The 15150-nt window shown below is 36.9% G+C and carries 15 protein-coding genes; 11 read left to right on the forward strand and 4 right to left on the reverse strand.

Going from position 1 to position 15150, the window contains the following annotated elements; all coding sequences use genetic code 11:
• Positions 1 to 17: 17 nt before the first annotated feature.
• From ACFSQJ_RS11045 to ACFSQJ_RS11060, 4 genes are all read left to right on the forward strand, one after another.
• Entirely contained in the window at positions 18 to 716 is a 699-nt protein-coding gene (locus tag ACFSQJ_RS11045; protein ID WP_377767006.1) for a LytR/AlgR family response regulator transcription factor, read from the forward strand.
• A 541-nt stretch (positions 717 to 1257) separates the two neighbouring features.
• Complete coding sequence (locus tag ACFSQJ_RS11050) at positions 1258 to 1644, forward strand: DUF6326 family protein (RefSeq protein ID WP_377767007.1); 387 nt, start codon at positions 1258 to 1260, stop codon at positions 1642 to 1644.
• A 17-nt stretch (positions 1645 to 1661) separates the two neighbouring features.
• Entirely contained in the window at positions 1662 to 1895 is a 234-nt protein-coding gene (locus ACFSQJ_RS11055) for a hypothetical protein (RefSeq protein ID WP_377767008.1), read from the forward strand.
• Positions 1896 to 1897: 2 nt separating this feature from the next.
• Positions 1898 to 2743 carry a hypothetical protein gene (locus tag ACFSQJ_RS11060; protein WP_377767009.1) on the forward strand — a complete coding sequence of 282 codons (846 nt, stop codon included), beginning with the start codon at positions 1898 to 1900 and terminating at the stop codon, positions 2741 to 2743.
• Between the two features lie 82 nt (positions 2744 to 2825).
• Here ACFSQJ_RS11060 and ACFSQJ_RS11065 read toward each other — a convergent pair whose 3' ends face one another.
• Complete coding sequence (locus tag ACFSQJ_RS11065; RefSeq protein WP_377767010.1) at positions 2826 to 3410, reverse strand: riboflavin synthase; 585 nt, start codon at positions 3408 to 3410, stop codon at positions 2826 to 2828.
• Positions 3411 to 3468: 58 nt separating this feature from the next.
• Between ACFSQJ_RS11065 and pdxA the strand changes: the two genes are divergently transcribed.
• The 7 genes from pdxA to ACFSQJ_RS11100 all read left to right on the forward strand — a co-directional run bounded on the left by pdxA (position 3469) and on the right by ACFSQJ_RS11100 (position 9625).
• Complete coding sequence (pdxA, locus tag ACFSQJ_RS11070) at positions 3469 to 4521, forward strand: 4-hydroxythreonine-4-phosphate dehydrogenase PdxA (RefSeq protein WP_377767011.1); 1053 nt, start codon at positions 3469 to 3471, stop codon at positions 4519 to 4521.
• 97 nt (positions 4522 to 4618) lie between these two features.
• A complete protein-coding gene (locus tag ACFSQJ_RS11075; RefSeq protein WP_377767012.1) occupies positions 4619 to 5152 on the forward strand; it encodes a YceD family protein in 534 nt (177 codons plus the stop codon).
• Between the two features lie 6 nt (positions 5153 to 5158).
• Positions 5159 to 5359 (forward strand): 50S ribosomal protein L32, encoded by a 201-nt coding sequence (gene rpmF / locus ACFSQJ_RS11080; RefSeq protein ID WP_377767013.1) that lies wholly within the window; start codon positions 5159 to 5161, stop codon positions 5357 to 5359.
• Positions 5360 to 5532: 173 nt separating this feature from the next.
• Positions 5533 to 6522, forward strand: coding sequence for a beta-ketoacyl-ACP synthase III (locus tag ACFSQJ_RS11085; RefSeq protein WP_377767014.1), 990 nt, complete (start codon positions 5533 to 5535; stop codon positions 6520 to 6522).
• Between the two features lie 27 nt (positions 6523 to 6549).
• Positions 6550 to 7035 carry an acetyl-CoA carboxylase biotin carboxyl carrier protein gene (gene accB, locus ACFSQJ_RS11090; protein ID WP_377767015.1) on the forward strand — a complete coding sequence of 162 codons (486 nt, stop codon included), beginning with the start codon at positions 6550 to 6552 and terminating at the stop codon, positions 7033 to 7035.
• 91 nt (positions 7036 to 7126) lie between these two features.
• Positions 7127 to 8479: an acetyl-CoA carboxylase biotin carboxylase subunit gene (accC, locus tag ACFSQJ_RS11095; protein ID WP_377767016.1), complete on the forward strand. Its 1353-nt coding sequence runs from the start codon at positions 7127 to 7129 to the stop codon at positions 8477 to 8479.
• Positions 8480 to 8512: 33 nt separating this feature from the next.
• Positions 8513 to 9625 carry an NAD(P)/FAD-dependent oxidoreductase gene (locus ACFSQJ_RS11100; protein WP_377767017.1) on the forward strand — a complete coding sequence of 371 codons (1113 nt, stop codon included), beginning with the start codon at positions 8513 to 8515 and terminating at the stop codon, positions 9623 to 9625.
• On the opposite strand, the gene ACFSQJ_RS11105 is transcribed toward ACFSQJ_RS11100, so the two are convergent.
• The 3 genes from ACFSQJ_RS11105 to ACFSQJ_RS11115 are packed head-to-tail and all read right to left on the reverse strand — an operon-like array spanning position 9622 to position 15133.
• Positions 9622 to 10287 carry an ABC transporter ATP-binding protein gene (locus ACFSQJ_RS11105; RefSeq protein ID WP_377767018.1) on the reverse strand — a complete coding sequence of 222 codons (666 nt, stop codon included), beginning with the start codon at positions 10285 to 10287 and terminating at the stop codon, positions 9622 to 9624. The two genes, ACFSQJ_RS11100 and ACFSQJ_RS11105, sit on opposite strands and share 4 nt — an antisense overlap.
• Before the next feature lie 19 nt (positions 10288 to 10306).
• Positions 10307 to 12682 carry an ABC transporter permease gene (locus ACFSQJ_RS11110; protein WP_377767019.1) on the reverse strand — a complete coding sequence of 792 codons (2376 nt, stop codon included), beginning with the start codon at positions 12680 to 12682 and terminating at the stop codon, positions 10307 to 10309.
• A gap of 36 nt (positions 12683 to 12718) precedes the next feature.
• Positions 12719 to 15133 (reverse strand): ABC transporter permease, encoded by a 2415-nt coding sequence (locus tag ACFSQJ_RS11115; RefSeq protein ID WP_377767020.1) that lies wholly within the window; start codon positions 15131 to 15133, stop codon positions 12719 to 12721.
• Positions 15134 to 15150 lie beyond the last annotated feature (17 nt).

Below are 15150 nucleotides of genomic sequence, written 5' to 3' on the forward strand. Positions count from 1 at the left end.
AAAGAATGCCAACAATAATGAAAAAGTATAAATGTATCATTATAGAAGATGAGCCCTTAGCCCTTGAAAGAACCAAGGAATTTACTCAAAAAATACCCTTTCTTGACTTAGCTGCCACATTTGATAATGCACTAGATGGACTCGCTTTTTTGAAGACCAATAAAGTGGATGTTCTTTTTTTGGATATCAACATGGATGAGTTGACAGGGATAGAGTTTTTAGAAAGCTCAAGAATAGAGAGTCAAGTAATTATCACTACAGCGTACCAAGAATATGCATTAAAAAGCTTTGAACTTAACGTCACGGATTATTTGCTAAAGCCGTTTACCTTCAACCGTTTTTTACTGGCCGTGAATAAAGCACAAGAGAATTTAGATATAAAAACAGAGAAAAAATCATCAGAATTTATCTTCGTTAAAACAGAGAATCGTTTGGAGAAAATCAACTTTCAAGATATTCTTTACATTGAAGGAATGCGTGATTACCGTAGAATTCATACCATTAATAAAAGAATTATGACACTTCAAAACTTTAAGGAATTTGAAGCGATTATTCCCTCCAATATTGTCTGTAGAGTGCATAAATCTTATATGGTTTCCCTAAGCAAAATAGAATCCATAGAACGGAATAGGATAAGAATTGCCAATCAAATGATTCCCATTTCCGAAACTTATAAAGCAGGTTTTTTTCAGCAAATCGGTTCCAGTAACTGGTAAATTTCTTTTGTCCAAACGTCAAACACAATGGGCGTAACAATTTAAACAATGAGGAGAGGTCTACGCCACCGTTCTTACATTAAATGGAGCGATGCTTTATTGTAAGACCAATCATTTTATTGGGCAATTAGATACTTCGACAACACTAGTTATTCCATAATTCTATTATCGCTTCGGCCATCCCCTAAGGAAGTTTCAAGAGTACCGCTCAAAGCAAAATCTTTTGCAGATCAAAAACAGGCATTTGCAGATAGCTTTACCAGCCTTGCATAACAAAATTTCATAACCCTTAAGATTCATCAATATTTGCCTCGTAATCAAATATTTAGATGAAATTAATCTTTTGAAGTAATAGGTATCTGAGCATCCATCTGAATAAAATTTGCGAATTAAAATAATACATCAAAAAACAAACAATCATGAAACGAAAAAATCGAAATAAAGGTATTCGAGTATTTAACCCGATAATAGGATTTGGCTGGAGTACAACAGCTAGATTTCCAAAAAAGAATTTAAAGGTAAAATATCAAAGCGCTTCATTATGTTAAAAAGCAACATCAAACCACAGGAGTTGGTTTCTACACTATGGATATTCATCTTGTTCAATATGATTCTAAGGGATTTACATGAATTTCCAACCGAAGGCTATGTAGAAGAAATGATGTCTTTAAGATTATCAGAAGAAGTAATGCTCTTTTATGCATTCATAGTAGAAATACCAATTTTGATGATAGTTCTTTCCAGAATATTAAATCACAAGGCCAATAAATGGGCGAACGTAATCGCTGTGCTAGTTTCTAGTCTAGGAATACTTTACACACTGCCCTCGGGAGATTTAGATGAAATATTCTTTGCCCTTATTAATTCAGCGGCATTTTTTATAATACTTCGTACAGTATGGAAAGTGCCTTTTAATGACACACTCTAATCGAAAAATCTGGTAAAGTGAAAAAATCAAAATATCTACTTAAAATATATAGCAAGCCTATTTTATCCTTATTAGGAGTTGTTCTCATTTTCGGGCTGAACTCTTGTGCTTCCAATTGGTTTCTTACTCCTCGGGAAAAAAGCATTAAAGAATGGGAATCTCAACATGGTAAGACAGAAGAAAAAGAATCTGATTCTATTCAAAGATGGTCGGGTATTTACACCAAGCAAAAAATTCAAGAATTTAAATAGACATGAAATATTATCTGTATACTACAATTACACTGACTTTATGCATGCCTTTTATAGTCGCAGATGTTCTGTACCCATTGAATACCGTCGGCAATAAACCAGATTTAGGGCGTAATCTATCATCCGATTATAAAGATTTGACTGATTTTTCAGAGTCCATTGCAACCTTTATAATGAAGGAAGAGAGCTTCAATCGTTTATTTTGGGAAGGCCTAATCAAATCTTACAGTTTTTATTCTTCATCAGAATACATAGAACAATCCACAATAAATGATTTAATCGAAACAAGACTTTGGTCAAATCCTGACTTAAAACATTCTTTTAAGAAACCTGAAATAAACAGGACTAATTTCTTAATGGCATTTAATGCCTTGAATAGTTTTTCAGGGAAATGGCATGGAAAATGGGAAACTATGAAGATGCACCATCTTTGGCTTCCGGTTCGGAAATGTAATACAGCTCTATTCGATAGCTTTACGTTGGTGGGCTTCCAATCATGCTATACGGGAGATGGGATTGGATGGAACTATGTACTGAAAAAAGAGGATGATGTCATCATTCTGGGCTTTGTATATCATTTCAATGATAACGGAAAAATTTTCGCAAGAAACCCACACTATGCCTTTCTGAATTCTAAAAAGCAACTGACTTGGGTTTCAGACAATCATATTTATTATGAATTTGTATGTACGAATTCTACGTGCGCTAATGAACAGCACTATGTGATAACCGGAGCACAATATGAAAAAAATGCCAACGGAATAGAGCTCATCTCTGGATTTCAGGCAATATATCTTGACAAAAATCAACTAATCCCGGATTTTCAAAGTCTTTGTGTGGAGAAATGATGGTTGTTTAGCTCTACTTTTACTATTTAATTGTAACGCATTTTTGGTACCTGCTTCGTGTATCGTTGGTTTGGGTTTTTTTCTATATTTTCATCAACCTAGCCACATATTTCCCAATAACATCAAATTCCAAGTTTACTAGAGTTCCTTCTTTATAGGTGTTAAATCGGGTATGCTCATAGGTATAAGGGATTATGGCCACGCTAAAACGGTCTTTTTTAGAATCTACCACCGTAAGACTAGTCCCATCAATAGTTATTGATCCTTTTTCTATGGTGACATTATTTAGGCTGGAATCATAAGAAAAGGTAAAAATCCAACTGCCATCTTTCTCTTCAACACTTTGGCAAATAGCGGTTTGGTCTACATGGCCTTGAACGATATGGCCATCTAATCGTGCGCCTAAAACCATAGCACGCTCCAAGTTTACTTTATCGGAAACCTTTAATTGTCCTAAACTCGTTTTATCCAAGGTTTCTTGTATAGCCGTAACCGTATATGAATCATTATCAATAGCAACGACGGTCAAACATACCCCGTTATGGGCGACACTTTGGTCAATTTTAAGTTCTGAGGTAATGTTAGATGTAATTGTTATATGAAGATTTTCACCCTCTTTCTTTAAGTCTTTTACCTTTCCTAAAGTCTCAATAATACCTGTAAACATGTCCTTTTGAAATTACCTAGCTTTGTAGTGTAAAAGTAGTTATTCGAATATTGATTATATGGATGGAAGTAAAAAAATACGGTTAGGCATTTCAGTGGGTGATTTAAATGGTATTGGATGTGAAGTAGCCCTAAAAACTTTTCAGGATAATAGGATGCTCGATTTTTGCACTCCAGTTTTATTTGCTTCCAACAAGACCATATCAAACCAAAAGCAGACCTTAGGTATTGAAGTGAGTTTTAATGGCGTCCACAATGCTGCAAAGGCACTCGATGGTAAAATCAATGTGGTCAATGTTTGGAAAGAAACTCCAGAAACCGCCTTTGGTCAGGCAACGGAAGAAGGCGGAAAGTACGCTATAAAATCTTTAAGAGCGGCAGTGGAAGCCCTAAAAAAAAATGAAATAGACGTTTTGGTAACCGCCCCGATAAACAAGAACAACATACAGGCCGATGATTTTAAATTTCCCGGTCATACCGATTATTTGGCGAAAGAATTAGATGGTGAAAGCCTAATGTTCATGGTTACCGATGAACTTAGGGTAGGGCTTTTAACCGATCATATTGCGGTAAAAGATGTGGCACAAGCGATTACCACCAAATTGATTCAAGAAAAGGTGGCAACCATGGCCAAATCTTTGCAGATGGATTTTGGTATTCGTAGACCAAAAATAGCTCTGTTAGGCATTAATCCACATAGTGGTGATAACGGCACTATTGGTGAAGAAGATGAGAAAATTATGAAACCGATTATTGAAAAATTATTTAATGAAGGGCATTTGGTGTACGGGCCTTATTCTGCAGATAGCTTTTTTGGATCTAATGGGCACGAAAAATTCGATGCGATACTGGCGGCATACCATGATCAAGGGTTGATACCTTTTAAAACACTTTCATTCGGTAAGGGGGTTAATTTTACAGCGGGCCTCAGCAAAGTAAGAACTTCGCCAGATCACGGCACGGCCTATGAAATAGCGGGGAAAGGCATAGCAGATGAAAGCTCTTTTAAAGAAGCGGTGTTTGCAGCGATACGCATTTTTAGAAATAGAAACGAGTATGCCGAGCTTACTAAAAATCCACTAAAAAAACAGAGAGTAAAGCGTTCGGCCTAACAGCAACGGATATTTTTCGTTAAAGATTGGCTTTTTGTAAATAAATACTATCTTTGCACCCGCCTTAATGGCTGGTACACAAACCATACGCGTAAAAATGAAGAAGTTGAAGGGGTTTTTTATTCCTTTCTCAGGATTGAAGTTAGGAAAACACGAGTTTGAGTACACAATTGATAATACGTTCTTTGAATCTTTTGGTTATGAAGAGTTTAATTCATCTTCAATTAACATAAAAGCTATTCTTGATAAGATGAACACGATGATGGAATTGGATATCATCGCGTCGGGCAGTGTTAATGTGAATTGTGATCTTACCAGTGAACCATACGATCAAAAAATCGAATCAGATTTGCAACTGGTCGTAAAGTTCGGGGAAGAATATAATGATGAAGACGATGAGATTTTGATTCTACCTCACGGAGAATACCAAATCAACATTGCTCAATATGTCTATGAAATGCTGGTTTTGGCGGTTCCACAAAAAAGAGTGCACCCTGGGGTACTTGATGGAACATTAAAATCTGAGGTTTTAGATAAGCTTGAAGAATTACAACCAAAAGAGAGACAAGAAAATAAAGAAGATACAGACCCGAGGTGGGACGGACTAAAAAAATTATTAACGGATAAATAGGCAACAATGGCACATCCTAAAAGAAAAATATCAAGAACAAGAAGAGACAAAAGACGTACACATTATAAAGCGGTTGCACCAACAATTGCGAAGGACTCTTCAACAGGAGAAATGCACCTATACCACAGAGCCCACTGGCACGAAGGTAAATTGTACTATAGAGGGCAAATCCTTATAGACAAAACAGAGGAAGAAACTGCTGCGTAAGTAAACTCTATTTTTAAAAAATAGCGACTCCCGATGTAATTATCGGGAGTTTTTTTATGGACTCAACTCAATTTTAAAAACGAACGATTTAAAGCGAAAAGTCGTAAAAAATCACTATTTTTCACCACTTTTTGGTCTATTTTCATCTTTTTTGACAAAAAACGGACACTAGCATGACAAAAAAAACAGCAGCAATAACAGCTGTGGGAGCTTATCTCCCAGATTTCATCTTAACCAATCAGCTATTGGAGACCATGGTAGATACCAATGATGAATGGATTACCAGTAGAACCGGAATCAAGGAAAGAAGAATACTTAAAAAAGAAGGTGAAGGAACATCGTACTTGGCCATAAAAGCGGCGCAAGACCTTTTGCAAAAACAAAACCTTGACCCATTAGAGATAGACTTGGTTTTGGTGGCGACCGCAACACCAGATATGATGGTTGCTTCAACGGCAGCCTATGTGGCTTCTGAGATTGGTGCTACAAATGCTTTTTCCTATGATTTACAAGCTGCATGCTCTAGTTTCTTGTACGGAATGTCAACAGCATCTAGCTATATAGAATCAGGCAGGTACAAAAAAGTTTTATTGATAGGAGCCGATAAGATGTCTTCAATTATAGACTATACAGATAGAACTACATGTATCATTTTCGGAGATGGGGCAGGAGCAGTTCTTTTTGAACCTAATGAAGAAGGTTTAGGTCTGCAAGACGAATATTTAAGATCAGATGGTATTGGGAGAAATTTTCTAAAGATGGATGCCGGAGGTTCAATTTTGCCCGCATCTGAAGAAACCGTAAAAAACCGTCAGCACTACGTCTTTCAAGATGGTAAATCGGTGTTTAAATTTGCCGTTTCTAACATGGCAGATGTATCTGGCAAAATTATGGAACGTAACAATTTATCTCATGATGATGTGCAATGGTTGGTTCCGCACCAAGCCAATAAAAGAATTATAGACGCTACCGCCAGACGTATGGGGGTAGAAGATAGCAAGGTAATGATGAATATTCATCGTTATGGCAATACAACCTCGGCAACACTGCCATTACTTTTGGCCGATTATGAAAATCAATTAAATAAAGGAGACAATCTCGTTTTTGCCGCTTTTGGTGGCGGATTTACCTGGGGGTCTATTTATTTAAAATGGGCATATTAACTAACTAGAATAACTAAATCAAATTCAATGGATATTAAAGAAATTCAAAGCTTGATCAAGTTTGTTGCCAAATCTGGTGCAAGTGAAGTGAAGTTGGAAATGGAAGATATCAAGATTACCATTCGTACCGGTGATCAGTCAAGTTCTCCAGAGACAACTATAGTGCAACAAATACCTATGGCTCAGGCTCCGGTAGCTGCTGCCCCACAAGCTCCTGCAGCACCCGAAGCCACACCGGCCGCTCCAGCTGCTGCTGCCTCTGATGATTCAAAATATATCACCATTAAGTCTCCAATTATAGGTACTTTCTATAGAAAGCCTGCGCCTGACAAACCTAACTTTGTTGAGGTTGGCAAAGAGATACAACAGGGTGATGTGCTTTGTGTGATTGAAGCGATGAAACTTTTTAATGATATTGAATCTGAAGTTTCAGGAAAAATCGTCAAAATATTAGTTGATGATTCTTCTCCGGTAGAATTTGACCAACCTTTATTTTTGGTTGACCCATCATAATTTTAAGTTTAGAAGTTTGAAGTTTAAAGTTTAAAGCAAACGCTTTCAAACAAATAAACTACTAAACGGTAAACTCTTAAACTAAAAGAATATGTTCAAAAAAATATTGATTGCCAATAGGGGGGAAATTGCACTTCGTGTGATACGAACATGCAAAGAAATGGGTATCAAAACGGTGGCGGTTTATTCAAAGGCCGATGAAGAAAGCTTACACGTGCGTTTTGCCGACGAAGCAGTTTGTATTGGCCCTGCGCCAAGTAGCGAATCTTATTTAAAAATCCCAAATATTATTGCAGCGGCCGAAATTACAAATGCAGACGCGATTCATCCGGGATATGGATTCCTTTCCGAAAATTCGAAGTTTTCAAAAATCTGTTCCGAGCATGATATAAAGTTTATCGGCGCTTCTGGTGATCAGATAGACCGAATGGGAGACAAGGCTACGGCCAAAGAAACAATGAAAAAAGCCGGAGTGCCATGTGTTCCTGGTTCAGATGGTTTGCTCAAAGATGTAACAGACGCAAAGAAGACAGCCAAAAAAATGGGCTATCCCGTAATGATTAAAGCTACCGCAGGTGGCGGAGGAAAAGGAATGCGTGCTGTTTGGAGTGAAGAGGAAATGGAAGATTTATATAATAGTGCTGTACAAGAAGCTTCTGCGGCTTTTGGTAATGGCGCTATGTATATGGAGAAGCTAATTGAAGAACCTCGACACATCGAAATTCAGATTGTTGGTGACCAGTACGGTAAGGCATGTCACCTTTCTGAGAGGGACTGTTCGGTACAAAGAAGACACCAAAAGCTTACCGAAGAAACCCCATCTCCTTTTATGACTGACAAGTTAAGGGATGACATGGGAAAAGCCGCTGTAAAAGCCGCTGAATATATTAAGTACGAGGGAGCTGGAACAGTAGAATTTTTGGTAGATAAGCACCGAAATTTTTACTTCATGGAAATGAATACACGTATTCAAGTAGAGCACCCGATTACTGAACAAGTTGTTGATTACGATTTAATACGTGAGCAGATTTTAGTAGCTGGTGGTGTGCCAATTTCAGGAAAGAATTATTATCCGAAACTCCATTCGATAGAATGTAGAATCAATGCGGAGGATCCCTATAACAACTTTAGACCTTCACCTGGTAAGATTACTACATTACATACCCCAGGGGGCCATGGTATTCGTTTAGACACACATGTTTATAGCGGCTATATTATTCCACCAAACTATGATTCTATGGTGGCAAAATTGATTACTACGGCACAGACTCGTGAAGAGGCTATCAATAAAATGCGCCGTGCTTTAGATGAGTTTGTAATTGAAGGAGTTAAAACGACCATACCCTTTCATAGACAGTTAATGGATGAGCCAGATTATTTGGCGGGTAATTATACTACCAAATTCATGGAAGATTTTGAAATGGATGAAAAATATGACTATTAAAACAAACCCCGATCTTTCGGGGTTTTTGCTTTTATGGAATTAAGTTATTGGGAATATAAGACATGGCTTTCGAACATAGATTTTACTATTGTGGGGAGCGGTATAGTTGGCCTTACGACTGCGATTCATCTTAAAAAGCGTTTTCCTAAAGCGAAGGTTCTTATTTTAGAAAGAGGGATGTTACCACAAGGTGCGAGCACAAAAAATGCGGGCTTTGCCTGTTTTGGTAGTGCATCTGAACTACTTTCAGACTTAAAGACGCATACAGAAGATGAGGTGCTTCAATTGGTAAAACAACGTTGTGAAGGCATACAGAAACTTCGAGAATTAGTGGGCGATAAGGCACTAAATTTTGAACAAAACGGAGGGCATGAGTTGTTTTTGGAAAAGGAAGGCAAGCTCTTTCAAGAATGTGAGGAAAGCTTACCATACCTAAACAAGCTTTTACTACCAGTTTTTAAAGAAGGAGCTTTTGAGCTAAATACAAATACTTATAATTTTGAAGGAATTATACCTTCTTATATTACCCAAAAGTTCGAAGGTCAAATAGATACGGGAAGTATGATGACAGCACTTCTTCATATTGCCAATAAAGAGGGTATTCTTATTCTGAATTCGGTAAACGTTGAGGACTTTTTTGAAAATGAAGATAACGTTTCTATAAAAACAAGTCAGTTTGAATTTTGTACTCAAAAACTCCTAATTACTACAAATGGTTTTGCTTTCCAATTCTTAAATGAAAATGTAAAGCCGGCAAGAGCACAAGTGTTAATTACCAAACCAATTTCTGATCTAAAGTTAAAGGGCACCTTTCATTTTGATGAAGGCTATTATTATTTTAGGGACATTGATAACAGAATCTTGTTCGGGGGTGGCCGAAACTTAGACTTTGATGCTGAAGAAACGACCACATTTGGTAGAACAAAATTGGTACAAGAGCAATTGGAGCAGTTTCTAAAAACGGTCATACTACCCGACTCCGTTTTTGAAATAGAACAACGTTGGAGCGGAATCATGGGCGTAGGAAACAAAAAGAAACCAATTATCAAGCAGCTATCCAATAACGTCTTTTGCGGCGTTCGCTTAGGCGGTATGGGTATCGCCATTGGAAGTCTAGTTGGAAAAGAGCTCGCCGATTTACTTTAAACCTTTCTGCCGTCCAATAGATTTACAATTCTTGAACCATAGGCGGCATTTTTTTCGGAGTGGGTCACTTGTATAATAGTAACCCCATCTTCTTGGTTTAATTTTTTAAAAAGCTCCATTATTTCCTCACTTTGTTGCGAGTTTAAATTCCCGGTAGGTTCATCTGCTAAAATTAGTTTGGGATTTGCAATTAGGGCACGTGCTACACCAACAAGCTGTTGTTGCCCCCCGCTCAATTGAGCCGGGAACAAATCTTTTTTGCCCACAATATTAAAACGGTCCAACATATCGGCAACCATGGCTTTCCGTTCCGCACCCTTATATTTTTTATATAGCAAAGGCATCTCTAGGTTCTCTTGAACCGTAAGCTCATCCAATAAATGATAAGATTGAAAGACAAAGCCTATATATTCTTTGTACAGATTAGCCCTATGTTTTTCTTTGAGTGTATGAACCGATTCATCTAAGAAATGATACTCACCTTCGTCAAAAGTATCTAACATACCAATTACATTCAATAGTGTGGATTTACCTGAACCTGAAGGTCCCATAACGGAGATAAACTCTCCTTCTTCTACCTGTAGATTAATGTCTTTTAACAGAAAGATTCTTTGACCTCCTGAATTGACCCATTTGAAAATATTATTTAGTTGTAGTAGCATAGTATAATTATTTTAATTTTTATTCTTCTCTAAGTGCCTTAACAGGATTTTTATTGGCCGCATTAATCGCTTGACTTCCAACGGTAAACATCGCAACTAATAAAGCCGCTAACCCTGCCCCTATAAAGTAGCCCGCATGTAATGGTATTTTGTATGCAAATTGCGACAGCCAATCTTTTGCCAATAAATAGGCTATTGGTAGTGCAATCACCATTGAGATTAGCACTAGTTTTACAAATTCACTAGACAACATTATTGTAACTTGAGATACCGTTTGGCCTAGAACTTTTCGAATACTTATTTCCTTTTTTCGTCTTTCTGCTGAAAAAGCCGCTAACCCAAAAAGACCTAGGCAAGATATTAAAATGGCCATCCCTGCAAAATATTTAGACAAGGTAGCAACCCGCCGTTCAGATTGATAAAGTTGTTGATATTGATTGTCGAGAAAGCGAAAATTAAATTCTAATCCGGGATTGAATTTATTATATAATTTGGTTAGAGCAGCAATGGTAGTTTTTTCTTCACCTGCCTTAATTTTCACCACTAAATTACTTACCCATTCTGTTCTACATAATAATGCCATTGGGGCAATCTCTTGATATAATGATTGAATATTAAAATCTTTTACAACACCAATAATTTCTCTGTTTGGTCCGCGCATATTTATAATTGTTCCTATAGGGTTTTTGAGCCCCATTAGTTTTACCGCTGTCTCATTCAGTATAATTTTTGAATCGTTATCAGGCTTTTCTTTGACATAAGACCGACCTTCTTTTAGTTCTATGCCCATGGTTTCTATAAATTCTGGACCAACATGTGCATGTCTAAAAGTTATCTCTTTATCTTCTTCATTTTGCCCGGGCCATGTATGGCCCCGAGATGAATTACTGAAATTAGTCATACCACCCTGCATAAAAGAGGCATTAACTACCCCAGGTAGCTGTTTTGCTTCTTCAATAAAAACTTCCATGTTGGTAATAAGTCCATCTTGACGCTCAAAAATCATCACATTGTCCTTATTAAAGCCTAGGTTTTTTGACTGAATATAATCGAGTTGCATATAGATTACGCTCACCGCAACAATTAGTAATAGCGAAATACTAAATTGAAAAATTACAAGACCTTTTCGAATAAAAAGCTCTCCGAACGAAGTGCGTATCTTTCCTTTTAAAACTTTAACGGCACTGAACTTAGTTAAATATAAAGCCGGGTAGCTCCCTGAAATTAAACCTGTCAATAGGGTTATACCAATAATTGTAAAAATCACTGAGCCTTCGATTGCAAAGACTAATTCTTTACCCGTTAAATTATTAAACCAAGGCAAAATCAATAACACAATAAAATAGGCACTAATTAAAGAAAAGAATGACAGCAACAAAGATTCAGTAAGGAATTGAAAAACAAGCGACTTTCTGCTTGCTCCCACTGCTTTTTTGATTCCTACTTCTTTTAATCTTCTTGATGCTCTGGCCGTTGAAAGGTTCATAAAGTTGATGCAGGCTATTAAAAGAACAAAGAGTGCTACTATAGAAAAAAGAATCACGTAGGTTATTCGCCCCCCAACTTGTTTTCCATTTTCATAGCTTCCTTTTAGATAATTATCACTGTACTTAGTAAAAAATACCTGCTCATCAACATTTTCATTTTTCTTTTTAATAAAGTTGGCCATTTTACCATTAAAGGTCTTAATATCTACATTAGGTTTAAGTAATGTGTAAATACTAGAACTGTTGCTAAACCAGTTGATGTAATCTGGATTTCGGTACTTTAAAAAGGTTTTATACGGCAGTACAAAATCGAACTGTTTTGAAGAATTTTTTGGTATTTCAAAAACACCAGTAATGGTAAATACATCATCTATTTCTTCTTCCCCTTCCTTTAAAGCAATAGTCTTTCCTATTGGATCAACATCTGGACCAAAAAACCTACTGGCTAATTTTGAAGAAATCACCACAGAACTCACATCTGACAACACTGTGTTTTTATCCCCAGAGATTAAGGGAAAAGAAAAGACCTTAAAAAAATCGTCACTTGCCATATGCCCAAAGGCACTTAATTTTTTTGTTTCGGTTTCTAGTCTTGCATTACCGTCAAACTCATATATAGCCACGGCCATTTCAACTTCAGGCACCTCTTCTTGCAATGCCTTAAGCATTAAGCTAGAGTTTGAAGTAAATGTGCCAATTGCTCCTTGACCAATGGGGACATTTCTTCGAACTTGATATAAAGACGCTTCATTCTCATGAAACTTATCAATCGAAACTTCATTGAAAACCCATAAATAGACCAATAAGACACAAGTTAATCCTGTGGATAAACCTACTAGGTTAATTAAGAAACTGCTTTTGTGCTTTCTAATGTTTCTCAAATACAATAAAAGATTGTGCTTTAACATGTTTTAATTTTATATAGCGATGGCTCAAAAAGTATTTTATTCATCCCTTAAAGAATCTATAGGATTTTGCATTGCAGCTCTGATAGTTTTAGTACCAATAGTTAAAAGTGCTATTAGGACTGCCGTTGCTCCAGAAATAACAAACAAGGACCAATTTAGATTCATATGATAGGCATAATTCTGCAACCATTCTTTACCTAACCACCACGCTATTGGACTGGCTATTATAAAAGCAATGAATACTAATCGAAGAAAATCTTTGGTCAATATATAGGTTATGGAAGATACACTTGCACCGATAACCTTTCTAATTCCTATTTCTTTAGTGCGTTGTGCAACTATTAAAAGTGACATAGCAAAAAGACCGATACAGCTTAAAATTATTGCTATAATCGAACCTGTGGTGATAAGTGTTGCCATAGTTTTCTCTCTTCGAAAAGTACGGTCGACATTTTCATCTAAGAACGAGCCCAAAAATGTTGCATTCGGCTCTATCTTTTTATAAGCCGCTTCTATTGACTCAACAGAATTGGCTATGTTTACCGGGTTTACTTTTACAAAGGCGTAGTTTAAACCTTCCGTTCTATCTAAAAGAAAGGTAAGGGGTTCTATGGCCTTCGAAACATCTTGAAAATTATAGTCCTTTACCACGCCTATAACAGGGTAAGCCAAGGTGTCGTTAATAGCAATTTTAGCTTCTAAGGGGTTCTTTTCACCAAGCTCTTTTGCCATACTTTCATTTATAACTACCGCCTGAGCATCCGTCTTTCTGTTAATTTCAAAGTTTCGCCCTTGAAGCAACTCTAGCCCCAAGGTTTCTATGTAATCGTAATCGACAACCAAGGCGTTGGTATTAACACTTTTGCCTTTATAATCAAAACCCCATACACTTGTATATTGGCTTCCGTCCCTTCCTCTTCCAAGGTTGATGTCTGAAGCGCTGATTCCTAAGACATCGGGGTTTCCGGAAAGCTCTTGGCGCAATAATTTTATAGCATCGTAGCTGTTCTTTTTTCCGTTAATAGGAAAGGAGAATACTTGTTCCTTATCATACCCTAGATCTTTATTGCGCATAAATTCTACCTGGCCCCATAACACTAGAGTGCCACTAATGAGCAATATGGCAATACCAAATTGCACTACTATCAATGCATCACGCAACCTATTTCCTCCAGAAGTCTCCAGTTTTCCTTTTAAAGATTGAATGGTACCAAGGCGACTTAGCAGTAAAGCCGGGTAGCCACCAACTACCAGTGTAATGGAAAATATCAAGACGATTGCGCCTACGAGTACTTTTGAAGAAAGGAGCACTTCAAAAGAAGCACTGGTTCTAAAAAGAGCCTGAAAATTATCTAACAACAGAATACTAAGAAGAATGCCCAAACCTATCGAAACGGTAAAAACTAAAAGACTTTCTCCCCAAAATTGAAAAAATAACTGTCTCTTTTCTGCTCCTAAGGTCTTGCGCATACCTATTTCACGTAATCTTTGTGAACTTTTGGCGATGCTCATATTAATAAAGTTGACACAGGCGATAAATAAAATTAAAAAGGCTACCCCTAGAACAAGATAAACACTGGTGCGGCTGGTTTCGGCAACGCCCGTATTAAAACTGGTGAAATGAATCTCTTTTATGGGAAGTAGACCTAGTTGAAGAAATTGTCCGTTTGCATCTGGTAATGCACCATCACGTTTTAGTTTTTCAATCGAGTTTTTATAATGAAGATTGGTAAATGCATTGCTGTTTTTTTCAAAAGCCTTGGCCGAAACCCCTTTTTCTAATTGGACCAACACATCATGATATTGAGCCCCCCATCTTTCTTTGGTTGGCACATATGACGCATTTTTTTCAAAAGGTATTGCAATTTCAAATTCTAATGAACTTTCGTTAGTATTCTCTTTTGTAACAGCTCTTATTGTAAAGGGTTCTTGTTTTCCATTAATTAAGATGTTGACAACTTTGTCTATAGGATTCTCATCACCAAATAATTTACTTGCTGCAGCTTCTGAAATGACTACTGATGATAAATCTTGTAGTGGATTGGTTTTATTTCCTTGAAGAATAGGCAGGGTAAACATTGAAAAGAAATCTGAAGCTACCCATACAGCGTCTAGATTGATTTCCTTTTCCTTGTAGAACAGCAAGGCATTCTCTTCAAGAAATTGAGTGATTTTTTGAACACCTGGCACCTCAGACTTTAACGCTTCGGAAAATGGGGTGGGCATACTTGTACCAATCTCTGTACCTTTTGGTGTCTGCCATGTAATGTAAGTTTTATAAAGTTGGTCTCCGTTTTCATGAAAGCTATCATAAGAAAGCTCATTAAGGGAATCCATAACCAACAGGGTAGCCACAGCAAAGGCGACGGATAAGCCTACTATATTTATTGAAGTAAACAGTCTGTTTTTCCAAAGATTACGCCAAGCTATTTTCAAATAGTTTTTAAACATGATTGTTGTTTTTGATT

Origin of the sequence: Croceitalea marina (assembly GCF_042684265.1) — a bacterium.
Lineage (GTDB): Bacteria > Bacteroidota > Bacteroidia > Flavobacteriales > Flavobacteriaceae > Croceitalea > Croceitalea marina.

Coding starts and splice junctions, on each gene's coding strand:
- ACFSQJ_RS11045 (WP_377767006.1), top strand. CDS start 18: ATGAAAAAGTATAAATGTATCATTATAGAAGATGAGCCCTTAGCCCTT.
- ACFSQJ_RS11050 (WP_377767007.1), top strand. CDS start 1,258: ATGTTAAAAAGCAACATCAAACCACAGGAGTTGGTTTCTACACTATGG.
- ACFSQJ_RS11060 (WP_377767009.1), top strand. CDS start 1,898: ATGAAATATTATCTGTATACTACAATTACACTGACTTTATGCATGCCT.
- ACFSQJ_RS11065 (WP_377767010.1), bottom strand. CDS start 3,410: ATGTTTACAGGTATTATTGAGACTTTAGGAAAGGTAAAAGACTTAAAG.
- pdxA (WP_377767011.1), top strand. CDS start 3,469: ATGGATGGAAGTAAAAAAATACGGTTAGGCATTTCAGTGGGTGATTTA.
- ACFSQJ_RS11075 (WP_377767012.1), top strand. CDS start 4,619: ATGAAGAAGTTGAAGGGGTTTTTTATTCCTTTCTCAGGATTGAAGTTA.
- rpmF (WP_377767013.1), top strand. CDS start 5,159: ATGGCACATCCTAAAAGAAAAATATCAAGAACAAGAAGAGACAAAAGA.
- ACFSQJ_RS11085 (WP_377767014.1), top strand. CDS start 5,533: ATGACAAAAAAAACAGCAGCAATAACAGCTGTGGGAGCTTATCTCCCA.
- accB (WP_377767015.1), top strand. CDS start 6,550: ATGGATATTAAAGAAATTCAAAGCTTGATCAAGTTTGTTGCCAAATCT.
- accC (WP_377767016.1), top strand. CDS start 7,127: ATGTTCAAAAAAATATTGATTGCCAATAGGGGGGAAATTGCACTTCGT.
- ACFSQJ_RS11100 (WP_377767017.1), top strand. CDS start 8,513: ATGGAATTAAGTTATTGGGAATATAAGACATGGCTTTCGAACATAGAT.
- ACFSQJ_RS11105 (WP_377767018.1), bottom strand. CDS start 10,287: ATGCTACTACAACTAAATAATATTTTCAAATGGGTCAATTCAGGAGGT.
- ACFSQJ_RS11110 (WP_377767019.1), bottom strand. CDS start 12,682: ATGTTAAAGCACAATCTTTTATTGTATTTGAGAAACATTAGAAAGCAC.
- ACFSQJ_RS11115 (WP_377767020.1), bottom strand. CDS start 15,133: ATGTTTAAAAACTATTTGAAAATAGCTTGGCGTAATCTTTGGAAAAAC.